The following is a 26,426-nucleotide window of genomic DNA, read 5'->3' on the forward strand; positions in this document are numbered from 1 at the left end:
ACGATTTGGCTCTTTTTTTATTGCTGATTTCTCATAATCCACTCTGCATGAGCATTCGTAGAAGGAGGGGGGGCAGTTGGTGTTTTGTTCTGATTTTGGTTCTGGTTCTGGTTCGTTTCTTTCTTCGCCTTTTCGTTAGAGTTAGAATTTGAAGAAGGATTTGATTCGGTTTTTGTTGTTGGATTTTCTTGAGTGTTTGCTGTTTCTCCTAATTCTTTTTTTATTTCGTTACGTACTGTCTCTACGCCGATTGGATCTGGAAGGAAGTAATAAATACCACCTATTTTTTTGTCTTCTCCTTCAAGTTTGAAAGTTTGCATTGTAGAAGGATCAAACCCAGAAAGTTTATTGTAAAGAGCAAGTCCGTCTGAAATAGGGATGTCAGTTTTTATATATTTTCCAACGACTGTTGTTAAATCTTTAATTTTAAATACGGTAGAGGTGGAATTTAGTTTTTGAGCAACAGCGGCTAGTAATTGCCTTTGCCTAGCAGCTCGACCATAATCGCCATTTGGATCCTGCTTTCGCATACGAACGTAAGCAAGGGCTTCTTCACCATTTAATTCTTGTTGTCCTTGCTTAAATTCGATTTTTTTGTAGTAATCCACGTCTGAACGCTCCCAAAAATCGAATGGGACATCAACAGTAACACCGCCAACAGCATCAACAATACCTTTAAAGCCTTGGAAATCAATTTTAAGATAATGGTCTACAGGCACTTTTAGAAAACCTTCGACAGTTTTGATTGCCATTTCTTCTCCGCCGTAAGCATGCGCAGCGTTAATTTTGTCCTCTTTGTTCTTTCCGACAATTGGAACGCGACTATCACGAGGGATACTCATAAGCGAAATCTTTTTCGTTTTCGGATTGACTGTCGCAAACATTAATGAATCTGTACGACCATTTTGACCGTCTGTTGCATAATCTTCTATACCCATAATAAGGAGTGTAAAAGGCTCCTTTGTAATTTCTACATCTTCGGTTCTCAAATCCGATTTTTCACGAGTAAAACCACTATACATCCCCATGAGAGAAGAGTAGGAATTTAATATATAAAGTCCTACACTGCCAAATAAAAATAAGAAAATAAGGAAGTAGAAAAACTTTCTTCTTCGTTTCTTTTTTATTCTGCTATTTTGGAGATGATAATAACGTTCTTCCATATATAATCTCCTTAGTTCATTTGTAGGGAAGTGATTCACTACATTAATCTTTAAAGGTGATGATGTAGTTATTCTTAGATAACATCTTGTTCTAAGTACAACATATCTCCTTCTGTAATTGTACATTTCCCATTTGTTAATTCAATCATCCAATCTGTGAATGTTTGTTTTCCGTCTTCTTCTACATACGTATCAAATGTGACATTTTCTAGATAATGTATATCTTTAATGGCATATTTTGAATTACGTAATTCATTTTCAATTTTGCCAAGTAATGTGTAATCAATTTCGGTCTGCATAACAAGCATTAGTTGTCGCTGAACAATACCAACATGATTAATGCCTTCACTTGTACATTTTCCATATGCGCGAATTAATCCACCTGCACCAAGTTTGATACCACCAAAATAGCGTGTAACAACGACGACGGTATCTTTTAGACCTCGCTTTTTTAATACCTCAAGCATAGGTACACCAGCTGTACCGCTAGGCTCACCATCATCATTTGCTTTTTGGATTTGATCTTGTTCACCAATCAAATATGCAGAACAATTATGTGTGGCATTCCAGTTTTGTTTTTTTATTTTTTGTATAAATTCTTGAGCTTCTTCTTCTGTTGTAGCTCTGCTAACATAACAGATAAATCTTGATTTTTGAATGACAATTTCGTTTTCACCGTAGTCTTTGATTGTTAAATATTGTAATAACACTCTTATACGCCCCTATCTATCAAAATGACTAGTACTTTACATTTTAAAAGCGAGCGTTTTTATATTCAAACATTTTTTATAATTGCGCTGAATATTTTGGTGAGTATTTCGTCTTTTTGTTGTAATTTGTCGATATGGTGAGTATAATTTCAAATTGGCATTTTCATGTATGGATGCACCATTTTTAGTTTTCGTGTAAAATTAGGAAATAAAAACTTTTTTATAAGGCAGGTACGCAAATGAAAATAGCTATTGTTACTGATAGTACAGCATATATACCGAAGCATATTCGTGATGAACTCAATATATATATGATTCCATTAAACGTTGTGTTTGGAACGGAATCTTATCAAGAAGAAGCTGAAATTTCAGCAGATGATTTTTATGTAAAAGTACGTGAGCAAGAAGAACTTCCGAAAACTTCTCAGCCAGCAATTGGAAAGTTTGTTGAGCTATATGAAGAATTATCTAAGGATTATGATGCAGTTATTAGTATTCATCTTTCAAGTGGAATTAGTGGTACATATCAAACAGCAACGGCAGCTGGACAGATGGTAGAGGGTATTGATGTATATACGTACGACTCTGAAATTAGTTGTGAAGTACAAGGATTCTATGTGCGTGAAGGTGCACAGCTAGCAAGCGAAGGAAAGGATCCAAAAGAGATTATCGCCCGTTTTGATGAAATGAAGAAAACGATGGATGCGTATTTTGTAGTAGATGATTTACACCATTTACAACGTGGAGGACGATTAAATAGTGCGCAAGCTTTCATCGGTAGTCTGTTACAAGTAAAGCCGGTTTTATATTTTAGAGATAAAGTCATTATTCCGTTTGAAAAGATTCGTACGCGTAAAAAAGCGTTAAAACGTATCATCGAAATTTTTGATGAGCAAGCAAGTAAAGGTGTACCTATGGAAGCTGTTATCATTCATGCACAACGTGAAGAAGAAGCGAATGAATGGAAGAAAGAATTGGAAGCAAAATATCCTCATGTTACAATCCGCACAGGTTATTTTGGTGCTGTAATTGGAACGCATTTAGGTGAAGGTGCACTAGGTCTTGGATGGTATACGAAGTAATAAAGATATAAAAAGCTCTCTTTTGGAAGAGGGTTTTTTTACGGATATTTTACGTGTAGTTGACAAGTTAATATTTGGAAATGGTAAAATGTACGTAAAATAAAATAATGAGGAAAGTTTTATAACTTACTTTTTACAAGAGACTATATTGTAATGGGAGAGAGGTGAAACATATGGAGCATAATTCTTGTTTATGTCCAAAGTTTGAGTCAGCTTTTACTTTGCTTAGTAAAAAATGGACTGGCTTAATTATTAAATCTTTGCTTGAAGAGTCAAAACGTTTTAGAGAAATTGCAGATATCATACCCAATATGAGCGATCGTATGTTGTCAGAGCGTTTAAAGGAATTGGAAAGCGAAGGCATTGTAGTTCGTAGTGTTTATCCAGAAGTACCAGTTCGAATCGAGTACGGCTTAACTGACAAAGGGAAAGCATTAGAAAGTGTTATGGATGAAGTCCAAAATTGGGCTGAGAAATGGATGAAATAACGTTTTGATTTCATTCGTATTAGCATATTTAACAAAACGTGAGGGAAACCTTACGTTTTTTTTTGCTTATAAAAAGCCTTTAAAATTCTACACATACATACAAAAATACGCATATTTTGCGATACAGTTACATATAATATTACATTTGTTTTACAAAAGCGTAACATTAGCAAAAAAAATCCCGAATTATGGTATAAATTTTATAGGTTATATACGGAAAAAGAAAAAAGAAAGCGGTGTAAAAAATAAAATGAAAAAGCTAAAAATGGCATCTTGCGCATTAGTTGCAGGGTTAATGTTTTCAGGACTAACACCAAATGTATTTGCAGAAGATAAAATTTCTGACGTGAAATCACAAATTAATACACAAAATGACACTTTACATAAACAACAACAAGAACGTGATGAATTACAAAAACAAATGAATGACTTAAACAAAACAATTCAAGGTTTGGATAAGTCTGTTCAAGAGAATGCTTCGAAACTTGATGAAACAACGAAAAAAGTTGCGGATACTCAGCAATTAATTGAAACAAAAAATAAAGATATTGCAGAATTACAAACGAAAATTGCAAAGCGTGAAGAGTTATTAAGAAAACGTTTAGTTGCACTTCAAGAACAACCAAATACGAACGTTGTAACAGAAGTTCTTGTAAACTCTAAAAACATTGCAGATTTAGTTGATCGTTTAAATTCTGTTTCTAAAATTCTTGCGTCTGACGAAGATATCATGAAAACTCAACAAGAAGATCAAACGAACGTGAAAAAAGATGTTGAAACGGTAAAAACAAAGCAAAAAGAATTAAAAGAAGCACAGGCTCAAATTGAAACTGCTAAGAAAGAACTTGACACTGAAAAAGCGAAAAAAGAAACTGCAGTAAATGATTTAAGCGGAAAAATGGATACAGTTGTAAATACGATGACAAGTACGGAAAGCCAATTAAAAGAGCTTGAACAACAGGCATTAAAATTACAACAAATTGCTGAAAAAGAAGCGCAAGAAAAAGCTGCACAAGAAGTTGCTGCTCAAAAGCAGGCAGAGCAAGCAGCCCAACCAGCGCAGGCTCCAGCTCAACCAGCACAAACACAGGCTCAAACAGCAGCTCCAGCAAACAATGATGGACAAGCTAAAAAAGAAGAGCCTAAGAAAAAAGAAGAGAAAAAAGAAACACCAGCTCCAGAAGTACCAGCTGATAATGGTGGCGGAAGACAAGATGTTGTCTCAAAAGCTAAAGGTTTAGTAGGTCTGAAATATGTATGGGGTAGTGCATCAATTTCGAATGGTGGATTTGATTGCAGTGGTTTAATCTCTTATGTTTACGGTTTAGGTCGTCAAGATACTAGAGGTTTATGGAACTCTGTACAAAAGATTAGCCCATCTGAAGCAAAACCAGGAGATCTTATCTTCTTACAAGGTACTTACAGAGCAGGCGTATCTCACGTTGGTATTTATATTGGTGGCGGTCAAATGATTCATGCTGCTGATGAATCAACAGGTGTTACTTACGGTAGCGTAAATAGCTCTTATAACCAAAAACATTTCTTAGGTTACGGAAGATTATAGGATTATAATTTAATAAAAAAACGTGTATAAAGTCGATAGCTTACTATTTTATAAGTGGGTTATCGGCTTTTTTGAGTTTTTACGAGATTATAAGAAAAGTTTATAGTAGTGCTGGAGGTGGTTGCTGATGCTTGCTGGAAAACAGTTGCTATTAGAAGAACTCTCTTCAGACGTGCGGGATACATTACATGATTTGAAAAAGAAGAAAGAGGTCGTATGTGTACAAGGTGTTAAAAAGAAGGCTTCTAAATATGTGTGTCAGCGCTGCGGAAATATAGAGCAGCGACTATTTGCATCATTTTTATGTAAAAGGTGCAGTAAAGTATGTACGTATTGCCGGAAGTGTATAACGATGGGGAGAGTTAGTGAATGTGTTGTACTCGTTCGCGGGATTAATGAAAGAAAAGGAGAAAAGGAGTTAAATCCGTTACAGTGGAAAGGGGCTCTGTCTACTGGTCAGGAGCTGGCTGCACAAGGAGTGATAGAGGCTGTTAAGAAAAAAGAATCGTTTTTTATTTGGGCTGTGTGCGGGGCTGGAAAAACAGAAATGTTATTTTACGGTATGGAAGAGGCATTGCGAAAGGGAGAAAGAGTTTGTATCGCAACACCAAGAACAGACGTTGTGCTGGAACTAGCACCGAGATTACAAGAGGTGTTTCCAAATATACATGTAGCAGCCTTATACGGAGGAAGTGTAGACCGAGACAAAGATGCAGCGTTAGTCGTTGCAACTACGCATCAATTGTTACGTTACTATCAAGCGTTTCATGTCATGATTGTAGATGAGATAGATGCTTTCCCGTATCATGCAGATCAAATGTTACAGTATGCAGTACAACAAGCGATGAAAGAGAAAGCAGCGCGTATTTATTTAACAGCAACTCCCGATGAAAAGTGGAAGCGTAATTTCAGAAGTGGGAAACAAAAAGGTATCATTGTCTCTGGACGATACCATCGTCATCCGTTGCCAGTCCCTCTATTTTGCTGGTGCGGAAATTGGAAGAAAGGCCTCCATCATAAAAGAATTCCTCGAGTTTTACTACAATGGTTAAACATGTACTTAAACAAAAAGTATCCCATTTTTTTATTTGTTCCCCATGTACGATATATAGAAGAAATGAGCTTGTTATTGAAATCATTGGATCATAGAGTGGATGGTGTACATGCAGAAGATCCAATGAGAAAAGAAAAAGTGGCATCTTTCAGAAAGGGAGAAATTCCGTTATTAGTTACAACGACAATTTTAGAGAGAGGAGTAACTGTGAAGAACTTACAAGTGGCGGTGTTAGGCGCGGAAGAAGAAATATTTTCGGAAAGTGCGCTCGTACAAATTGCAGGCCGAGCAGGTCGTAGTTTTGAAGAACCTTATGGTGAGGTTATTTATTTTCATTACGGTAAGACAGAGGCGATGGTACGAGCGAAAAAACATATTCAAAGTATGAACAAAAATGCGAAAGAACAAGGATTGATCGATTAATGCATTGTCTACTTTGTGATGAATATATTTTGGGAACAGTTAGTTGGTGTACCTTCTTTGTAAAGCCTCATAAAAAATATATATGTGATAGGTGTGAGCGGAAACTTTCCTATATTATAGGAGAAATTTGCATGGAGTGTGGGCGACCTTTAGAGGACTTGCCTTCCGAATATAAAGAAAATGATATTTGTGTGGATTGCGTAAGGTGGATAAATGAGGAGAAGTATCGTCCTTTTAAAAATCGTTCTTTGCACGTATACGATGGTGAGATGAAAGAAATATTAGCACAGTTTAAGTTTCGGGGGGATGCGGAGTTAGTTCATATTTTTCATCGATCCTTTCGGGAGCTATTTCAAAAGCATTTTGCGAGTGTTTCAAGTGTTATTGCTGTTCCACTTAGTAGGGAACGGGAATATGAACGTGGTTTTAATCAGGCAGAGTTATTAGCAGCTTGTTTACCTGTCAAAATTTCTTATCCATCATTATGGAGAAGGGAAACAGAAAAGCAAAGTAAGAAGACACGTAAAGAAAGGATTTCGGGAAGTAATCCTTTTTATTTTCAGGGAGAAGAGATGTTTCATGGTCAACACATCTTACTTGTTGATGATGTATATACGACAGGAATTACAGTTAGACAAATTGGAAGTCTTTTATACGATAGAGGAGCAAGGGAAGTTTCTAGTTTGACGCTCTGTAGAAGTTGATCTATAACTGTCGAAAGGGATAATAAAAAGACGATAAGTCTTCTTTGACTTCGTAAGTTGTCATTCGTTATAGTCAAATTATGGGGTGAATGCCCTGATTTTTAGAGTGAAGGGAATGGAATGAATATGCAAGGAAGAGTGAAATGGTTCAATGCAGAAAAGGGATTTGGGTTTATTGAGCGTGAAGATGGTGATGATGTGTTTGTTCATTTTTCTGCTATTCAACAAGATGGATATAAGTCATTAGAAGAAGGGCAACAAGTTGAGTTTGACATTGTAGATGGAGCACGTGGACCACAAGCAGCTAATGTTGTAAAACTGTAGGGATATTGTTTTTGGGAAGAGAAAGCTGCGTTTGTGGCAACGTTATATATATGTAGTAGAACCTCTTGTTTTTTGCAAGGGGTTTTTGTTATGAATCAAGTTGTCAAAAAGTTGTTTCTTTTCTGTAACGAATTGTCCACAGTTATATTCGTTATTCACGATGTGAATAGGATAAAATAAAGATAGAAACGATGCATCTTTTCATTTCAACAAAAAACGATAAAAAAATCGCAATTCCACTAATTTTTTTAAAAAAGTTAGAAGGAGTTTTTAAGCCAGTGTCGAAATTATAGTACATAGGCTTGAAAGGAGGAATTCATCTATGAAATTCAACATTCGTGGTGAAAATATTGAAGTAACTCCAGCATTAAAGGAATATGTAGAGAAAAAACTAAGTAAGTTAGAGCGTTATTTTGATACATTCCCAGAGATTAAAGTTAATTTAAAAGTATACTCTGACAAGCAACGTGTCGAGGTAACAATCCCATTTACTGATTTATTACTTCGTGCAGAAGAAACTAATAGCGATATGTACGCTGCTATCGATTTAGTAGTTGATAAAATTGAGCGACAAATTCGTAAACATAAAACAAAGGTAAATCGTAAGTTACGTGAGAAAGGTTCTATGAAAACGAACTTTATCCTTCCAGAAGCAGTAGCTGTTCTGGATGAGGTAGAAGAGGATGAACTAGAACTTGTACGTACAAAACGATTCGATTTAAAACCGATGGACGTTGAAGAAGCGATCCTACAAATGGATATGCTAGGGCATAATTTCTTCGTCTTCACAAATGCTGATACAAATGAAACTAATGTTGTATATGGCCGTAAAGATGGGAAATATGGTTTAATCGAAACTAAATAATAATTCAGAAGCGCAGCCGAAATGGCTGCGCTTTTTTTGCTGGAAATAGATTTTTTTAAAAAATTTTCTTAATTTAGAACGAGACATCTTGCCGATTGTTGTCATAGTTATAAGACAAGTGTTACAATTATCATTAGGTATATACATTTTAGTTTTTTTAATTAGGAGAAAAATTGGCATAACATACATTTGATTTTTATAACGACTGATTGAAATAGAGAAAAAGAAAAAACAATCAGAAGTTTTATTTTAATAAAAAGAGGAGCGTATTTCCTATGATCGGTATTTTAAAAAAGGTGTTTGATGTAAATCAACGCCAAATTAAACGTATGCAGAAGACAGTTGAGCAAATTGATGCATTAGAGCCATCTATTAAGCCATTAACTGATGAACAATTAAAAGGGAAGACGCTTGAATTTAAAGAACGTCTAACAAAAGGTGAGACAGTAGATGATCTACTACCTGAAGCTTTTGCGGTTGTTCGTGAAGCTGCGACTCGTGTTCTTGGAATGCGTCCGTATGGCGTACAGTTAATGGGTGGTATTGCCTTACATGAAGGGAATATCTCTGAGATGAAAACGGGTGAAGGTAAAACATTAACATCTACATTACCTGTATATTTAAATGCCTTAACAGGAAAAGGTGTTCACGTTGTTACAGTCAATGAATACTTAGCACAACGTGATGCAAGTGAAATGGGACAACTTCATGAGTTCCTAGGCTTAACAGTAGGAATTAACTTAAACAGTATGTCACGCGAAGAAAAACAAGAGGCTTATGCTGCTGATATTACGTATAGCACAAATAATGAGCTGGGATTCGATTACTTACGTGACAACATGGTTTTATATAAAGAGCAGTGCGTTCAACGCCCGCTTCACTTTGCTATTATCGATGAAGTCGATTCTATCTTAGTCGATGAAGCGCGTACGCCGCTTATTATTTCTGGGCAAGCGCAAAAATCAACAGAGCTATACATGTTTGCAAATGCATTCGTTCGTACATTAGAAAATGAAAAAGAATATTCATTTGATGTGAAGACGAAAAATGTAATGTTAACAGAAGATGGTATTACGAAAGCGGAGAAAGCTTTCCATATTGAAAACTTATTCGATTTAAAACATGTAGCACTTCTTCACCATATTAACCAGGCACTTCGTGCGCACGTTGTTATGCACCGTGATACTGATTATGTTGTACAAGAAGGCGAAATCGTAATTGTAGACCAATTTACTGGTCGTCTTATGAAAGGTCGTCGTTATAGCGAAGGTTTACACCAAGCTATCGAGGCAAAAGAAGGCGTAGAAATTCAAAATGAAAGTATGACGCTTGCGACAATTACGTTCCAGAACTACTTCCGTATGTACGAAAAGTTATCTGGTATGACTGGTACAGCGAAAACAGAGGAAGAAGAATTCCGTAACATTTACAATATGAATGTTATCGTAATTCCAACAAACAAACCGATTGTTCGTGATGACCGTGCTGATTTAATCTTCAAATCAATGGAAGGTAAATTTAATGCTGTTGTTGAGGATATTGTAAATCGTCATAAACAAGGACAACCTGTTCTTGTCGGTACAGTTGCAATTGAAACGTCAGAGCTTATTTCAAAAATGTTAACACGTAAGGGTGTACGTCATAACATCTTAAATGCGAAAAACCATGCGCGTGAAGCAGATATCATTGCAGAAGCTGGTATTAAGGGCGCTGTAACGATTGCGACGAACATGGCGGGCCGTGGTACGGATATTAAGCTTGGAGAAGATATTAAAAACGTTGGTTTAGCCGTTATCGGTACAGAACGTCACGAAAGTCGTCGTATTGATAATCAGCTACGTGGTCGTTCTGGTCGTCAGGGAGACCCTGGTGTTACGCAATTCTACTTATCAATGGAAGATGAACTAATGCGCCGCTTCGGTTCTGATAATATGAAATCAATGATGGATCGCCTTGGTATGGATGATTCACAGCCAATCGAAAGTAAAATGGTTTCTCGTGCAGTTGAATCTGCGCAAAAACGTGTAGAAGGAAATAACTATGATGCACGTAAGCAGTTACTACAATACGATGATGTACTTCGTCAGCAACGTGAAGTTATTTACAAACAGCGTCAAGAAGTAATGGAATCGGACAACTTACGCGATATTATTGAAGGTATGATGAAATCTACAGTAGAACGTGCTGTTGCGCTTCATACACAAGAGGAAATGGAAGAAGATTGGAACATTAAAGGTCTTGTTGACTACTTAAATACAAACCTTCTGCAAGAAGGAGATGTAAAAGAAGAAGAATTACGTCGCCTTGCTCCAGAGGAAATGAGCGAGCCAATTATCGCGAAATTAATAGAGCGTTACAACGACAAAGAAAAGCTTATGCCAGAAGAGCAAATGCGTGAGTTTGAAAAAGTTGTTGTATTCCGTGTTGTAGATACGAAATGGACAGAGCATATTGATGCGATGGATCACCTTCGTGAAGGTATTCATTTACGTGCTTACGGTCAAATTGATCCACTTCGTGAGTATCAAATGGAAGGATTCGCAATGTTCGAATCGATGATTGCGTCTATTGAAGAGGAAATTTCTCGTTATATTATGAAGGCTGAAATTGAACAAAACTTAGAGCGTCAAGAAGTTGTTCAAGGCGAAGCTGTTCATCCATCTAGTGATGGCGAAGAGGCGAAGAAAAAACCAGTTGTAAAAGGTGACCAAGTAGGACGCAACGATCTATGTAAATGTGGTAGCGGTAAAAAATATAAAAACTGCTGTGGTATCGGGAAGTAATACAGGGCGGTAGCCCAGACTGCTTTGCAAAATTTTACATCAAAAATGTATAATTAAGAAGGATTAAGCTCTCTCCGTCATAAGCGGAGAGAGTTTCCCTTGTTTTCATACGAAAGTAACAGCAATTACATAGAGGTGAAGGAAATGGAATTAGTAGAAATTAGACAAGAATTAGAGAAAATGGCTAAGAGATTAGCGGCTTTTAGGGGGTCTCTTTGACCTTCCTACTAAGGAAAAACAAATTGCAGAATTAGAAGAAAAAATGATGGCCGCAGGATTTTGGGATGACCAACAAGGCGCACAAGTTGTAATTAATGAAGCAAATGCACTGAAAGATATGGTTGGAAAGTTTCGTCAGTTAGATGAGACATTCGAAAATTTGGAAATAACGCATGAGCTTTTAAAAGAAGAATATGATGAAGATTTACATGAGGAGCTTGAATCAGAAGTAAAAGGCTTAATTCAAGAAATGAATGACTATGAACTTCAGTTATTATTAAGCGATCCTTATGATAAAAATAATGCGATTTTAGAATTACACCCAGGTGCTGGTGGAACAGAGTCACAAGACTGGGGTTCTATGTTATTACGTATGTACACACGTTGGGCTGAAAAACGTGGGTTTAAAGTAGAGACTGTTGACTACTTACCAGGTGACGAAGCTGGTATTAAGAGTGTTACTTTATTAATTAAAGGTCATAATGCTTACGGTTATTTAAAGGCAGAGAAAGGTGTACATCGTCTTGTACGTATTTCGCCGTTCGATTCTTCAGGCCGTCGTCATACATCGTTCGTATCTTGTGAAGTTGTACCTGAGTTCAATGATGAAGTTGAAATCGAAATACGTTCAGAAGACTTAAAAATTGATACGTACCGTGCAAGTGGTGCGGGTGGACAGCATATTAATACGACAGACTCAGCAGTTCGTATTACACATACACCAACAAACACAGTTGTAACATGTCAGTCAGAGCGTTCACAAATTAAAAACCGTGAGCACGCGATGAAGATGTTAAAAGCGAAATTATACCAAAAGAAATTAGAAGAGCAACAAGCGGAGTTAGATGAAATTCGTGGTGAACAAAAAGAAATCGGATGGGGTAGCCAAATTCGTTCTTACGTATTCCACCCGTATTCTCTTGTGAAAGACCACCGTACAAATACAGAGGTTGGTAACGTGCAAGCAGTTATGGATGGAGAAATTGATCCATTTATTGATGCTTACTTACGTTCTCGCATCTAATAAAGTGAAACTTTAATCAGAGGGAATTTTGTTCATCCCCACTGATTATCAGCCCGCATTCAACCTAACTTCTTTGCTCTCGCTGAATTTTGAGGCGGGGTCTTACTGCTCACAAATAGCGGGATAAGCGAAAAAAAGCCAACAAAGTTGTCGGCGTATGCTGAGGATAATCGAGGATATAAAGAATTTGATTTTATTTTTATAGATGAAGTAAAGAGGAAGAGAAGTTGGAAACGACAACTTCTCTTTTTGATGAGATTATATGTAGCATACAATGTTGTATATTGTATTGTAAAAAGTAGAGAATAGTAAAACAGGGCGGTAATAGAGTAAGACTTGAACAGAACTTTTCTGATTTCCTGTTCAAAAAGAATTCTTTATAGAAGTTTTTACGTTGTTCACAGAATTGAAACAACTTATGAAAGCTTTATATTATCAGGGTTCTTACTGTATTTTTGAAGAATTTGAAATATACCTTAGTTTTTCTATATAAAGATAATGCTTATAATGAAAATGAGTGTGTTAGGAATGAAAAGAATATCAACAATGGGGAGCGATAGAAGTGAAAAAGAAATTGTTGGCTATTGCGCTAGGGACATCAGTAGTTTTTGCTTTAGGAGCATGTGGAAATAAAGAAGAGAGTAAGCCTTCGAAACAATCTGCAAGCACAGATAGCGCAGAGCAAATTTATCAAAAAAGTTGTATTGGTTGTCATGCTAAAGATTTATCAGGAGCAACTGGCCCAGATTTACGAAAAGTAGGACAGAAATATGATGCGGCAGAGATTGAAAAGATTATTGAAAAGGGTCGCGGGTCCATGTCACCAGGAATCATTCAAGGTGAGGATGCGAAAAAAGTAGCTGAGTGGTTAGCTGAACATAAATAAAAAGGGTAAAATGGACGAGTTGATTATATAATCTTATCCCAAAATGATTTTGGGTAAGAATTATGACGACTCGTTTCCTTTTTTGGAGTGTAACATAACTGTAACAAAATTGTATCCGAACTGGAAACCGTTTGATGTTACAATGAGGTTTGTAGAATTTTGCTGAAATATATTACATAGTAGTATTGCTTATAAAAAGATTGTAAGTAGACTACCTTCAACAAGAGTGGTTAAGCGAGAATAAAAGGTTATCTTTTATTTTCAGATGTACAGAAAAGTATTTCGAAAAAAATCATTAAGTATTGGGTGATAAATAATGATAAAAATGACGAATGTTTATAAGGAGTACCCGAATGGTATGAAAGCCATTGCTGGTCTCACAGTTAACATTAAACAAGGTGAGTTTGTATATGTAGTTGGACCGAGTGGAGCCGGGAAATCTACATTTATTAAAATGATGTATCGTGAAGAAAAGCCATCTACAGGATCAATTAATGTAAATGGACTTGTTATTGAAACATTAGCAGAAAGAGATGTTCCCTATTTCCGTCGTCAATTAGGCGTAATTTTCCAAGATTTTAAATTACTACCTAAGTTAACGGTATATGAGAATGTTGCGTTTGCCTTAGAAGTAATTGAAGAAGAAAAAGAAGCCATTCGTGAGCGTGTAACAGAAGTTTTAGGTCTTGTAGGTCTTGAGGATCGTGCAGACGCACTACCAAGTGAACTTTCGGGCGGAGAGCAGCAACGTGTTGCGATTGCGAGAGCGATTGTTAATAGACCAAAGGTTGTAATTGCCGATGAACCAACAGGTAACTTAGATATTGAAACAGCTCTTGATATTATGAAGATCTTTACGCGTATTAACGAGCGTGGTACAACGATTGTTATGGCGACACATAACGCAGATATCGTAAATACAATTCGTCATCGTGTAATCGCGATTGAAGGCGGAAAAATTGTTCGAGATGAGATTGAGGGAGGATACGGATATGAAGGCTAAGACCCTTAGTCGACATTTGCGAGAAGGTGTAAAGAATCTATCACGTAACGGATGGATGACGTTTGCTTCTGTTAGTGCAGTAACAGTTACATTATTACTTGTAGGTGTCTTTTTAACAGCGATTATGAATATGAACCATTTTGCGACGAAAGTAGAGCAAGATGTAGAGATTCGTGTACACATTGATCCAGCAGCAAAAGAAGCGGATCAAAAGAAATTAGAAGATGATATGAGTAAGGTTGCAAAAGTAGACTCTATTAAATATTCATCTAAAGAAGAAGAGCTAAAACGCTTAATTAAAAGCTTAGGTGATAGCGGAAAAACGTTTGAGTTATTTGAACAAGATAACCCACTTAAAAACGTATTCATTGTAAAAGCAAAAGAACCAACAGATACAGCAACAATTGCGAAAAAGATTGAAAAAATGCAGTTTGTAAGTAACGTTCAATACGGTAAAGGTCAAGTTGAAAAATTATTTGATACTGTAAAAACAGGACGTAATATCGGGATTGCGCTAATTGCTGGTCTTTTATTCACAGCGATGTTCTTAATCTCTAATACAATTAAAATTACAATTTATGCTCGTAGTACAGAAATCGAAATTATGAAACTGGTAGGTGCAACAAACTGGTTTATTCGTTGGCCGTTCTTATTAGAGGGATTATTCCTAGGAGTATTAGGATCAATTATTCCAATTGGCCTAATTCTAGTTACGTATAATTCACTACAAAGTGTGTTTAACGAAAAACTTGGCGGAACAATTTTCGAACTTCTACCATACAGTCCTTTCGTATTCCAATTAGCTGGTTTACTAGTGTTAATCGGGGCTTTAATCGGTATGTGGGGAAGTGTAATGTCAATTCGTCGCTTCTTAAAAGTATAAAAAGTTGCAAACATAATTCGTACAAGCTTATCATATAGTAGAAATAGGTAAAGGCATCACACACTGTGTGATGCCTTTTGCTACACCACCTGTGTGTTTTGGAAAGGGGAATTCCGCATTGAAACGTAGAGTTGCAATTATTGGAATGGTTGTTGCATTTTTAATTGGTGCTGGCGGAATGTTTGCAGGTATGTCTTTATTTGGGGTTAACCCAGCAGAGGTAACGCAAACAATTTCGAGTGGAAACGCTAGCACCGCGCAAGGGAATTTGGCAAAAATTAATGAGGCGTATGCACTAATTGATTCACGTTATGTGGAAGACGTGAAGGATGACAAGTTAGTCGAAGGTGCAATACAAGGCATGTTGTCTACGCTGAAGGACCCTTATTCCACGTATATGGATAAAGAAACGGCTAAACAGTTTAGTGAATCGCTTGATCCTGAGCTAGAGGGGATCGGGGCTGAGGTGAACAAAACGGACGGTAAGCTTATTATCGTATCTCCAATTAAAGGCTCACCGGCAGAAAAGATTGGAATTAAACCGAATGACCAAATTTTATCTGTAGATGGAAATAGTGTGAAAGATTTATCACGTGAAGAAGCAGTATTAAAGATTCGTGGTAAAAAAGGAACGACTGTCGCGATTGAAATTAAGCGTGCAGGAGTAGCTGATCCGATTGTATTTAAAATTAAGCGTGAAAAAATTCCAATCTTCACAGTGTTTAGTTCTGTGAAACAAGAGAGCGGAAAAGATATCGGTTATATGCAAATCACTTCTTTTGCTGAAAATACGGCGAAAGAATTTAAGGATCAGTTAAAAGAGTTAGAGAAGAAAAACATAAAAGGCTTAGTTATTGACGTGCGTGGTAATCCTGGTGGCTACTTAAATAGTGTAGAAGAGATACTAGGGGAAATTATGACGGATAAAAAGCCGATGCTACAAGTAGAACAACGAAATGGTGAGAAGAAGAAATTCTCTACGGAACTGAAAGAGAGAAAGCCATATCCAATTTCAGTATTAATTGATAACGGAAGTGCTTCTGCTTCAGAGATTTTAGCGGGTGCGCTAAAAGAGGGAGAAGGATACGATTTAATTGGTGAAAAAACATTTGGTAAAGGTACTGTTCAGCAAGCCGTTCCATTTAAAGATGGCAGCAACATTAAATTAACGATGTTTAAATGGCTAACACCGGATGGAAACTGGATTCATAAAAAAGGAATTGCGCCAACAGTAGAAGTGAAGCAACCAGATTATTATCATGCGACACCAATTCAAATTGAAAAGACACTTTCATACAATTCAAATGATGTCCAAGTAAAACACGCGCAAGAAATGCTTAAGAGTTTAGGATATGTACCAGGACGTGAAGATGGATACTTTAGTAAAGAGACAGAATCAGCGCTGAAAGCATTCCAAAATGCGAATGAGATGGAAGCGACAGGACAGCTGGATAAAAAGACAGCTGAGGCGATTCAAACTAAAATTATTGAAAAAATCCGTTCTGGAGAAAACGATCTACAATTACAGTCAGCATTAAAGTTAATAGTGAAATAAAGTGAAACTTTAATCAGTGGGGGTTTTCTTCATCCCCCACTGATTATTAGTTGAACCAATCGGACTTTTATGGGCAGTTGACCCCCCACCTAAATTCTTTGCTTTCGCTGAATTTTGAGGTGGGGGTCTTACTCCCCATTAAAGCGGGATAAAAAGAAATACAGGTAGTTTGCTGCCTGTATTTTTTTGTGTTAAACAAACGTTTGTCCAGTTATGATAATATAAAAAGAAAGAATGATATAAATGGTGGTGATTGGGTTCGTGGAGGCATGGATTTTTGAAATAATGCGGGCAGTTGGACGTTTTTTCTTACACCCTGCTGTCTATGTATTTTTAATAAGTAGTATCTTCGTTGGATACTTACGTATGTTACGAGAACGAAAGGATTTTTCCTTTAAAGTTTATGATATTTGGTTTGAACTGCGAACATCTCTATTTGCGGGAGTTGGATACGGATTAATCGTATCTATTATTACAATTGGACTTGGCCTTGTTGTTTCCAAAGCGAGCTTATGGGTCATCTTATTTTGGACGTTACTATTTGGATTAACTGCTATGTATCGATATTTATCAGCAGCTTATACATTTAGTATCGCAATTGTATGCGTTCTATTATCTTCTAAGCTACCAGTTTCCTTCTTACAGCTTGGAGAAGGGGAAGAGAGTACGATTGTATCTCTTGCTATTTTACTAGGCGTCATGCTTGTTGTAGAGGGCTTGTTGATTTCTAAAAATGCAGTAGGATATTCTACGCCGAAGATTCGTAAGGGTAAGCGTGGGCTAAAGATTGGTTTACACGAATCAAAGCGTTTATGGATCGTGCCTATTTTTATTCTTGTACCAGGTGATGCAGTAACGCAGTTTATTTCATGGTGGCCTGTCGTTTCAATCGGTTCAGATACCTATTCTCTATTCCTCGTTCCATTTTTAATTGGATTTATGAGAAGGATTAGAAGTTATGAGCCGACGGAAGCTTTATTATTTACAGGAAGACGTGTTTACGGATTAGCAGCACTTGTACTTGTTTTAGGAATCGCAAGTTATTGGTGGCATGTACTTGCAATTATCGCAATGGGAGTCGCAATGCTTGGGCGTTTCACGATTTCGATGCAAGAAAAAATTGCGGATGAGACAAGACCGGCGTACTTCGCTGCACGTAATGATGGGCTTGTTGTATTAGATACAATCCCGAATACAATTGGGGCAGAGCTGCATTTACTGCCTGGAGAAGTAATTACGAAAGTAAATGGAGTCATTCCAGGAAGCGCTGAGGAATTTTATGATGCGCTTCAAACGAAGACGACGGGGGCATTTTGTAAATTAGAAGTATTAGATACAAATGGTGAGCTTCGTCTTGCTCAAACGGCATTATACGCTGGGGGACATCATGAATTAGGTATTGTATTTGTTCAGCAGGAGCATGAGTGGGATTCGGAAGCTATGTAATAATAAAATGAAAGAAGAGGTTATATAACATTGTAGTTATATAGCCTCTTCTTTTTTGATTTACGGTTTTACTTGAGCGTAATGTTGCACAACAAACTCACGAAACGTTTGTGCAGCAAGTGATAAGTAGTGTTTTTCATTCCATACTAAATGAGGCGTCCATTGGCAAACGGGCTCTTCAATATGGAGAAGCGTTAGCGGGGGTAATTCCTTTTTTGCTGCGATTGGTAAAAAAGCAACGCCAAGTCCAGTGCGTACTAAGCCGCTTATTGCTGCAGGTTCATCTCCTTCACATACAATGTTAGGCGTAAACCCAGCTTGTCTGCAGAAATTGTCTGTAATCTCACGGAAGCTATACCCTGGTTTTAGGGAGATAAAAGGATCATTTGCTACTTCACTTAGCTTGATACGATCGCGATCTTTGAGTCGATGTGTACTTGGTACAGCTAGTACAATCTCTTCGGTCATTAATGGAAGACTATAGACTCCTAGTCGATCAATAGGTGAAGGTGTGAGACAAAAGTCGATTTCGCCTTTTTCAAGAAGCTGAATTTTTAATTCTTCTGTAGATGCTTGTGTTATGCGGAAGTTAATGTGTGGATATAGGGCTAGGAAAGGTGCTAGCAATTCAGAGACCCGATTTAAAGTTGTAGTAGCTACTACAACACTTCCTTGTTCTAATCCAGCCATATCTGTAACTTGTCGTTTGCCTACTTCGAGTGCCTCAAGGGCTGTATCCACTTGCTTGAGAAAAGCCTTTCCGAAAGTGTTTAGACGGATTTTTCGTCCGATTCGATCAAATAAGGGAACCCCTAACTCTTCTTCTAATCGAGAGATAGTAACGCTTAAAGCTGGTTGGGAGATATGAAGTTCTTGTGCCGCTTTTGTTATATGTTCCGTCCGAGCGACTGTCTTAAAATACTTGAGCTGCAGCAATTCCATAAATTATGTTCACCTTCTCTTATATACTCGAAGTTATTAATATGATAGTTATTTTATATTTTTGTTTATCAATAATCAATTTTATAATAGGAGTGTGAAAAGAAATACTATAAGAATTTATATATAGATAAAAAATGAGGTGGATGATTTTTGGATATTCAAAAATATTTAGAGCATATTCAATCTGAAAAAAGAGAGGTAAGTTTCTCTTACTTATCTCATCTTCAAAAGCAACATGTACTCAACGTTCACTTTGAGAATCTTGATATTCTTGCAAGAAAACCTCTATCTTTGCGTGAAGAAGATTTATATCAAAAAATTGTTCATGCGAAGAAGGGTGGCGTGTGCTACGAGTTAAACGGAATATTTTATTTTCTGCTAAAAGAATTAGGATTTGATTCCTATCTTATGGCAGGAACTGTATATGTAAGAGAAGGAATTTGGGCTCTTGAAAATGCTCATTTATTCATAATCGCACCAATTGATAATAAAGAGTATTTGGTGGATGTAGGCATGGGCGGTAATTCACCGAGAATTCCTGTTCCGTTGAATGGAGAGGAAGTTGTGGATAGTGATGGTCTTTACCGAGTAAATAAAGACGAGACAACATCATTTTATTATTTGCAAAAAAAGACGGATGATGATTGGGAGATGCTATATCGATTTGAACAGCCGTCTCATAAATGGAACTTGGAAAACATTCATCCAATTTGTGTCTTAACTGAAAAAGCTCCAGAATCAATGTTCAATAAGGTGTATTTCCTTTCACGAGTTACAGAAAATGGGCGCATCACCTTGTTAGGAGACACACTGATTATTGTTGATGGAAAAGAAAAAACAAAAGAAAAGCTAGAAAAACATGAGATTGAAGAAACTGTTCGTCGTTATTTTCAAATCCAAGTGTAGTGAGGGGATTTTAGGGTGGGTTAATATGTAAATTTAGATCTACAAGTTAAACCGTTTATTGCACAGTTGGAAGTTACGGGATAAGAACAGAGAAGCGAAAGATTTATCGGGAGTATGATGAGTTTTGAACTATTTAAAGGATGTATTTGTGAAAAAATAAAAGGAACGAAACTTATCAGTAGAGCACTTTGGATTGAATACGATCCGTAACATATAGAAATGAAGCCTAATTTCTCATGGATATAAATGAGGAGTTAGGCTTTTTAAATTTATCCACTTTTTTGGTTTCATAGACGGATAACTTGAATAATTATTTGATAATGGTTATCATTTAGGGAGTCTTTTTAATTTTGGAAAATGGAGGTAAGATATGCTACGTAAATTTTTTTCTTACTATAAACCGTATAAAGGTTTATTTATACTCGACTTTTCTTGCGCGGTTGTCGCAGGATTACTAGAACTTGGCTTCCCGCTTATCGTAAATCAATTTATTGATAAGTTATTGCCAGGACAAAACTGGACGCTTATTTTATGGGCTTGTTTCGGTTTACTAGCAGTTTATATATTAAATGCAGGCTTACAATATGTCGTTACATACTGGGGACATATGCTTGGCGTTAACATTGAGACGGATATGAGGCAGAAATTATTTGATCACATTCAAAAGCTATCATTCAGATTTTTTGATAATAATAAAACAGGTCATTTAATTTCACGTCTTACAAATGATTTAATGGAAATCGGGGAAATTGCTCACCATGGGCCAGAAGATTTATTTATCGCTGTTATGACTTTAGTTGGGGCGTTCTCATTCATGATGATGATCAACTGGAAGTTAGCGCTATTAACGTTCTTCGTCATTCCATTCCTACTATGGTTGGCACTTTACTTCAACAAAAAAATGACAGGTACGTTTAGACGTTTATTCTCAGATGTTGCGGATTTCAATGCATGTATTGAGAACAACGTTGGTGGTATTCGCGTTGTACAAGCATTCGGAAATGAAAAGTTTGAGAAAGAACAATTTGCTGTGAACAACGCTCGTTTCCGTACAACGAAATTAATGGCGTATAAAATTATGGCGTTAAATTCATCGATTAGTTATATGCTCATGCGTCTCGTAACGCTCTTCGTCTTAATATGCGGTACATGGTTTGTTCTGCAAGGCGAATTAACGTATGGTGGATTTATCGGATTCGTTCTATTAACGAATATTTTCTTCCGCCCAATCGAAAAAATTAATGCGGTAATCGAAAGCTATCCGAAAGGGATTGCTGGTTTTAAGAGATATGTAGAGCTTCTTGAAACAGAGCCTGACATTGTAGACTCTAAAGATGCGATAGAAGTAAAACATGTACATGGTGATATTCAATATAACAACATTACGTTCGGATATGAAAACAAAGAACCGATTTTAAATGAGATTAGTTTGAAAATCCATGCAGGTGAAACGGTTGCTTTCGTTGGACCGTCAGGGGCAGGGAAAACAACACTATGTAGTTTATTACCACGATTTTACGAGCAATCATCTGGATCGATTCAAATTGATGGCATTGATACGAAAGATATGACGTTATCTTCACTTCGTAAGCAAATCGGAATTGTGCAGCAAGATGTGTTCTTATTCTCAGGAACGATTCGTGAAAATATCGCTTACGGAAACTTAAAGGCGTCAGAAGCTGAAATTTGGCAGGCGGTAAAGAGAGCTCAATTAGAAGATTTAATTTACTCACAACCAGACGGTTTAGATACTGTTATCGGTGAGCGCGGTGTGAAACTTTCAGGCGGACAGAAACAACGTCTAGCTATTGCTCGTATGTTCTTGAAAAACCCGCCAATTTTAATACTAGATGAAGCGACTTCCGCATTAGATACAGAGACGGAACTTGCGATTCAAAAATCGCTTGCAGAATTAGCAGTTGGCCGTACAACGTTAGTTATCGCTCACAGACTTGCAACGATTAAAAATGCAGATCGTATCGTCGTTGTAAATAAAGACGGTATTGCAGAGCAAGGTTCACATGATGAATTAATTGAGCAAGGCGGAGGATACAGTAGGTTATACGAAGCTCAGTTTAGTTCGTAAATATAATTTGTACTGAATTAGTGCACCATAAGTAGGTGAAAATCTCATATGGGAGGCTATAAAGTATGATTGTAACAACAACGTCTACAATTCAAGGCAAAGAAATTATTGAGTATATCGATATCGTCAATGGAGAAGCGATTATGGGCGCGAATATCGTTCGTGACCTTTTCGCCTCTGTCCGTGACGTTGTCGGCGGTCGTGCAGGCGCTTATGAAAGTAAATTAAAAGAAGCGCGCGACATCGCAATGGAAGAAATGAAAACTTTCGCAAGACAAAAAAATGCGAATGCAATTGTTGGTATCGACGTGGATTACGAAGTAGTTCGCGAAGGAATGCTAATGGTTGCAGTGAGCGGGACTGCTGTCCGTATATAAAGCGAAAAAGCCGTGCTGATGCACGGCTTTTTCACTTTTATTGATGCTATTCTATGTCGAAGTTTCAGTATTTCTTGGGAAATGCGGAAGGCCCTGTCGATATATAGGGAAGACATTAGAGCGCTTCTTTACATTCTCGGATTTGAACTAATAATGTTTCGTATTCTTGTTCGAGAGATGTGATGTCATCGTGATGATTTGGTATGGAAATTCGGCCGATGATTTCTGTTAATTTTGTTTGTAATCGTAATAATTCTTGTTCAGTAACGTTTACAGAATTCCCGGTTGTTCTTTTTGTGTATTGTTCGTAATTACCATGGAAGATTCTTGGTTCACTCTCATCTACTTGTAGAATATGGTCTGCAACAGAGCGAATAAAGGCACGGTCATGGCTAATGAAAAGTATTGTGCCAGGGTATTCTTGTAACATGATTTCTAATTCTTCTTGCGTCGCTAAGTCCAAATAGTTTGTCGGTTCATCGAGCAGAAGCATATTATAGTTTCCTAAAAATACTTTTGCGAGTGCAACCTTCATTCGTTCACCGCCGCTTAGAACGTGAACAGGTTTATGAACATCTTCACGGCGGAATAGGAGTCGTGCAAGTATTGTGCGAGCGAATGCTTCTGTATAGTTTGTTTCTTCTAGAACGTTTTCTAAAATGGTTTTATCTGTTTTTAAAATTGATAGTGTTTGTTCGAAGTATCCGATTTTACAGCTTTTCGATAGCTGTATGCCACGCTCGTTTGCGAGAAGCATGTTGAACAAAGTTGTTTTGCCGCTTCCATTTTCCCCTAAAACGGCAAGCTTTGCACCAGGAGCAATCGTTCCATTCATATTTGTAAATAGTGTGCGGTCGTCTATTTTCTTTGTTACTTTATTGAACTGTACTGCCACTTTACTATGAATGGGTGTATGGTATTGCACGTCAAACTGGGCCTGAGAAAGATCCTTTGGCTTTTCCTTCTTTTCTAGTTTTTCGAGACGTGTCTCTAATGCTTTCGCTGCTTTGGTAACCTTTTCTTGCCCATGAGCCCCGCTTAACTTATACAGTTTAGATTCAGATGAGCTGAACCTTGTTGGGATTTTTGTCATGTTAGAAGCACGTTGCTTTCTTTGTAGAATGGACTGCTCTAAACGATTTTTTTCTTGTACATATTGCTCATATTCTGCTTGTTTTTGTATTCGCTCACGTTCTTTTTGTTTTCGATAGTTGGAATAGTTTCCTTTATATTCTTGAATCATCCCGTCTTCAATTTCAATAATTTTTGTACATATATTATCTAAAAAGTCACGATCATGCGATATTAAAACAAGAGCCCCTTTATAAGATAAAAGTGCCTTTTCTAATTGCTCTGTACCGATCATATCTAAGTGGCTTGTTGGTTCGTCAGCGAATAAAATGCCTGCCTCTTGCTCGAGAGCATGGGCAATCTTTAGACGCATTCGTTCACCGCCGCTCATTGAATTTGAGACGTTTGAAATATTCCATTTTCCTTTTGCAGGAGAAGAAGCGACCTCTGGTAATTCCTCGCTAATTTGAGGAATGATGCTTATAGAGCTATGATGAGTTACTATGCCTTTATCAGCTTCTATTTCTTTACTTAATATTTGTAATAACGTAGATTTACCAGCTCCGTTGACTCCGACAATTCCTATGCGATCCTGTGCTTGAATTTCCAGTGATGGTAACGTAAATAGTGTGCGATCACCAAAGCTCTTTTCAATATTACGTGCGAATAAAATAGTCATAAAAAAACCTCCCTAGTTTCACTAGAGAGGATAAACGTCGCCCTTGCATGTAAAAAATCGTACATAAATAAACGATTTTTTTACATGATCGTTTCGAAAGAAAGTATCGACAAATGGACAGACTAATCCCCTGCTAGTTTTCATCATTTTTGTTCACTATTTGTGATGGATGAAATAAATAAGAGAATTAGAACTTCATTGGTCAAAGTACCTTCCTTTCATAATATTACTTTTATTGTATGCGCATACAAATGAGTTTGTCAAACTTATTTCTGTTTGTGATTTTTGAATTCTTTATTATAAATTTGTACCTTTGCTAGCGCCTCAGCATCATTTTGGATTTCATCTAATCCATTCGCATCTCCGATAACATACCCTTCAAATGATGAACCAACAAAATCAAAGATATATTGGAATTGAGCAATAAGCGGTAATGCTTTTAGTTTTGGATTGTCCCCACCAACGATGACAACATACATTTTTTTGCCCTTCATTTTTTCTTTGAAATGAAGGGATGTATCACGCAAGCTTTGTGACCAGCGATCAACAAAATTTTTCATATGTCCACTCATTCCGTACCAATATAATGGTGTAGCAAAGATAATCGTGTCGTGCTCTAACATGCGTTTGGTTAACTGCCCATAGTCATCATTTACAGGTTGAAATCCTTCTGCATCATGACGTTGATCCGTAATAGGATGAACTGTATGGTCTCGCAAGTAAATTTGTTCTGTTTCCATTCCATCAATCATCATATGTGTTAGAGCTTCCGTATTTCCATTTTGTCTTGAACTGCCGTGTATAACAAACATGTAATCATTCCTTTTCTTTTGCTTGTTTTAGGAGTGAAACGTGTTGTTGCAAATTCTTTTGAATACTGGAAAGTAATGAAATTTGCTTTGTTACTTCATTGAGTTTATCTTCATAAAGCGTAAGGATGCTGCTGCAAGGATTTTCGTACAGGTGTGGTTCAATTTCAAGGCAACGCAGCATCCTTGCCGTCTCTTCTAAATTTAAGCCAATTTGTAAGTACATTTGAATAAGTTCTACTTTTTTGATGGCATTTTCATCAAAATCACGGTAGCCATTTGTGAGGCGTTTAGAAGGGAGTAATCCCTTTTCCTCATAATGTCTTAGTGATCTTTCGCTAACGCCAGTTTCTTTTGATAACTCTCCAATTCGCAACGTGTTTCACTCCTTTTAAACATATTGTAAACCTTCACACTAATGTGAAGGTCAACTCTGTTTTTTCGCAAAAGAATCTACATGATTTAAAAACACTTGAATAGCTTTAGACTGAATAAAGTATTTGCCACGCACGATGGAGAAGGGACGGATGAGTTGTTCATTTGGAACTTCGACGTGGAATAGCTCTTTTGCCAGTAGCTCTTTCCGTACAGTCCAATCAGAAAGGATAGCGATGCCAAGCCCAGCACTAACTGCTTCCTTCACGCTTTGAATACTACTGAATGTAAAGAATCGTTTCATTTTTAAATGGTGTTGATGAATGAAGCGATCACTATAAGCACGTGTTCCAGAACCACTTTCTCTTAATACCCATACTTGATCTTGGAGTGTGTTTTCATTTATTTCATTTGTGCGGAGCAGTGGATGATTTGGCGGAACGACGAGCTTCATTTCATCTTGCATAAATGTTTCAACGTCAACATCGGCATATACGACTTGCCCTTCCACTAAGCCGATATCAATTTGATTAGAGCGAAGGCTTTGCAAAACGTCTTCTGTATTTGAGATAAAAGTATGAACTTCGACGTGTGGATTTTCATTCGCATAGTTAGCTAGTATTTTTGGAAGTAAGTATTCGCCAATTGTAAAACTAGCACCGATGCGAAGAGTTCCTGTTACAACGTTATGTAATTCGTTAATTTCTTGTTTAGCATCTTCGTAAAGAGAGAGCATTTGCTTTGCGTGTATATATAAAATGTTTCCAGCCTCTGTCACTTGAACGTGCTTAGGAGAGCGCTGAATAAGTGTAGTGCCAAATTCGTTTTCTAAGTTGCGTATGTGCATACTTACGCCAGGTTGCGAGAGGTTTAATAGTTCTGCTGCACGGGAGAAGTGTTTCTGTTCAACGACAGTAACAAAAATCTTTAAAATGTCTACGTTCATATAATGGGATCCTTTCGTTTTTCTATCATCTTATCATAAGTATTTCTGATGATAGAGAT

At 37.0% G+C, this 26,426-nt stretch carries 24 protein-coding genes; 17 read left to right on the forward strand and 7 right to left on the reverse strand.

The window, feature by feature from the left end; genetic code table 11:
• Positions 1–17: 17 nt before the first annotated feature.
• A complete protein-coding gene (locus tag QCI44_RS01515) occupies positions 18–1,163 on the reverse strand; it encodes an LCP family protein (protein ID WP_016085566.1) in 1,146 nt (381 codons plus the stop codon).
• A 74-nt stretch (positions 1,164–1,237) separates the two neighbouring features.
• A complete protein-coding gene (locus tag QCI44_RS01520) occupies positions 1,238–1,873 on the reverse strand; it encodes a YigZ family protein (RefSeq protein WP_353810982.1) in 636 nt (211 codons plus the stop codon).
• Between the two features lie 239 nt (positions 1,874–2,112).
• Between QCI44_RS01520 and QCI44_RS01525 the strand changes: the two genes are divergently transcribed.
• From QCI44_RS01525 to QCI44_RS01590, 14 genes are all read left to right on the forward strand, one after another.
• Positions 2,113–2,955: a DegV family protein gene (locus tag QCI44_RS01525; RefSeq protein ID WP_016136026.1), complete on the forward strand. Its 843-nt coding sequence runs from the start codon at positions 2,113–2,115 to the stop codon at positions 2,953–2,955.
• A gap of 173 nt (positions 2,956–3,128) precedes the next feature.
• Positions 3,129–3,443: a winged helix-turn-helix transcriptional regulator gene (locus QCI44_RS01530; protein WP_016085569.1), complete on the forward strand. Its 315-nt coding sequence runs from the start codon at positions 3,129–3,131 to the stop codon at positions 3,441–3,443.
• Between the two features lie 145 nt (positions 3,444–3,588).
• Positions 3,589–5,007: a C40 family peptidase gene (locus tag QCI44_RS01535; protein WP_033659985.1), complete on the forward strand. Its 1,419-nt coding sequence runs from the start codon at positions 3,589–3,591 to the stop codon at positions 5,005–5,007.
• A 127-nt stretch (positions 5,008–5,134) separates the two neighbouring features.
• Positions 5,135–6,484, forward strand: a complete 1,350-nt coding sequence (comFA, locus tag QCI44_RS01540) for an ATP-dependent helicase ComFA (RefSeq protein ID WP_088084580.1) — start codon at positions 5,135–5,137, stop codon at positions 6,482–6,484.
• The gene (locus QCI44_RS01545; RefSeq protein WP_082181535.1) at positions 6,484–7,188 is read left to right on the forward strand and encodes a ComFC family protein; all 705 of its coding nucleotides are present in this window, start codon (positions 6,484–6,486) and stop codon (positions 7,186–7,188) included. Before comFA ends, QCI44_RS01545 begins: the two co-directional genes overlap by 1 nt.
• 126 nt (positions 7,189–7,314) lie before the next feature.
• Complete coding sequence (gene cspC / locus QCI44_RS01550) at positions 7,315–7,512, forward strand: cold shock protein CspC (protein ID WP_001990088.1); 198 nt, start codon at positions 7,315–7,317, stop codon at positions 7,510–7,512.
• A 322-nt stretch (positions 7,513–7,834) separates the two neighbouring features.
• The gene (hpf, locus tag QCI44_RS01555; protein WP_000671186.1) at positions 7,835–8,377 is read left to right on the forward strand and encodes a ribosome hibernation-promoting factor, HPF/YfiA family; all 543 of its coding nucleotides are present in this window, start codon (positions 7,835–7,837) and stop codon (positions 8,375–8,377) included.
• 275 nt (positions 8,378–8,652) lie between these two features.
• The gene (secA, locus tag QCI44_RS01560) at positions 8,653–11,160 is read left to right on the forward strand and encodes a preprotein translocase subunit SecA (RefSeq protein ID WP_016085573.1); all 2,508 of its coding nucleotides are present in this window, start codon (positions 8,653–8,655) and stop codon (positions 11,158–11,160) included.
• Between the two features lie 144 nt (positions 11,161–11,304).
• Positions 11,305–12,403, forward strand: a protein-coding gene (gene prfB, locus QCI44_RS01565; protein WP_098405031.1) for a peptide chain release factor 2 whose coding sequence is annotated in 2 segments (ribosomal slippage) — positions 11,305–11,376 and positions 11,378–12,403 — 1,098 coding nt in all. Because the reading frame shifts where the segments join, the coding sequence is not laid out codon by codon here.
• A gap of 562 nt (positions 12,404–12,965) precedes the next feature.
• Positions 12,966–13,289, forward strand: coding sequence for a cytochrome c551 (gene cccB / locus QCI44_RS01570; protein ID WP_000727965.1), 324 nt, complete (start codon positions 12,966–12,968; stop codon positions 13,287–13,289).
• A gap of 316 nt (positions 13,290–13,605) precedes the next feature.
• Positions 13,606–14,292: a cell division ATP-binding protein FtsE gene (gene ftsE / locus QCI44_RS01575; RefSeq protein WP_071724655.1), complete on the forward strand. Its 687-nt coding sequence runs from the start codon at positions 13,606–13,608 to the stop codon at positions 14,290–14,292.
• Positions 14,282–15,175 carry a permease-like cell division protein FtsX gene (gene ftsX, locus QCI44_RS01580; RefSeq protein ID WP_000645023.1) on the forward strand — a complete coding sequence of 298 codons (894 nt, stop codon included), beginning with the start codon at positions 14,282–14,284 and terminating at the stop codon, positions 15,173–15,175. The genes ftsE and ftsX overlap by 11 nt, the downstream gene beginning before the upstream one ends.
• 118 nt (positions 15,176–15,293) lie before the next feature.
• Entirely contained in the window at positions 15,294–16,730 is a 1,437-nt protein-coding gene (locus QCI44_RS01585) for a S41 family peptidase (protein WP_080120081.1), read from the forward strand.
• 261 nt (positions 16,731–16,991) lie between these two features.
• The gene (locus QCI44_RS01590) at positions 16,992–18,176 is read left to right on the forward strand and encodes a PDZ domain-containing protein (protein WP_016136935.1); all 1,185 of its coding nucleotides are present in this window, start codon (positions 16,992–16,994) and stop codon (positions 18,174–18,176) included.
• 60 nt (positions 18,177–18,236) lie between these two features.
• Here QCI44_RS01590 and QCI44_RS01595 read toward each other — a convergent pair whose 3' ends face one another.
• A complete protein-coding gene (locus QCI44_RS01595; protein ID WP_000421891.1) occupies positions 18,237–19,118 on the reverse strand; it encodes a LysR family transcriptional regulator in 882 nt (293 codons plus the stop codon).
• 150 nt (positions 19,119–19,268) lie between these two features.
• On the opposite strand from QCI44_RS01595, the gene QCI44_RS01600 reads away from it, so the two are divergent.
• From QCI44_RS01600 to QCI44_RS01610, 3 genes are all read left to right on the forward strand, one after another.
• Positions 19,269–20,024, forward strand: a complete 756-nt coding sequence (locus tag QCI44_RS01600; RefSeq protein ID WP_098505928.1) for an arylamine N-acetyltransferase family protein — start codon at positions 19,269–19,271, stop codon at positions 20,022–20,024.
• A gap of 370 nt (positions 20,025–20,394) precedes the next feature.
• Positions 20,395–22,110, forward strand: a complete 1,716-nt coding sequence (locus QCI44_RS01605; RefSeq protein WP_016136019.1) for an ABC transporter ATP-binding protein — start codon at positions 20,395–20,397, stop codon at positions 22,108–22,110.
• Positions 22,111–22,175: 65 nt separating this feature from the next.
• Positions 22,176–22,487, forward strand: a complete 312-nt coding sequence (locus QCI44_RS01610; RefSeq protein ID WP_000637523.1) for a heavy metal-binding domain-containing protein — start codon at positions 22,176–22,178, stop codon at positions 22,485–22,487.
• 115 nt (positions 22,488–22,602) lie between these two features.
• Here the strand turns inward: QCI44_RS01610 and abc-f are convergent, their stop codons facing one another.
• The 4 genes from abc-f to QCI44_RS01630 all read right to left on the reverse strand — a co-directional run bounded on the left by abc-f (position 22,603) and on the right by QCI44_RS01630 (position 26,367).
• Positions 22,603–24,237: a ribosomal protection-like ABC-F family protein gene (abc-f, locus tag QCI44_RS01615; protein ID WP_353810983.1), complete on the reverse strand. Its 1,635-nt coding sequence runs from the start codon at positions 24,235–24,237 to the stop codon at positions 22,603–22,605.
• A 266-nt stretch (positions 24,238–24,503) separates the two neighbouring features.
• On the reverse strand, positions 24,504–25,049 hold the full coding sequence (locus tag QCI44_RS01620) for a flavodoxin family protein (protein ID WP_016085580.1): 546 nt from the start codon (positions 25,047–25,049) through the stop codon (positions 24,504–24,506).
• A gap of 4 nt (positions 25,050–25,053) precedes the next feature.
• Positions 25,054–25,422, reverse strand: a complete 369-nt coding sequence (locus tag QCI44_RS01625; RefSeq protein WP_098561009.1) for a MerR family transcriptional regulator — start codon at positions 25,420–25,422, stop codon at positions 25,054–25,056.
• 51 nt (positions 25,423–25,473) lie between these two features.
• Entirely contained in the window at positions 25,474–26,367 is an 894-nt protein-coding gene (locus tag QCI44_RS01630; RefSeq protein ID WP_016085582.1) for a LysR family transcriptional regulator, read from the reverse strand.
• Positions 26,368–26,426: the final 59 nt, after the last annotated feature.

The sequence above is a fragment of the Bacillus cereus group sp. RP37 genome (assembly GCF_040459695.1).
In the GTDB taxonomy this organism is placed as follows: domain Bacteria; phylum Bacillota; class Bacilli; order Bacillales; family Bacillaceae_G; genus Bacillus_A.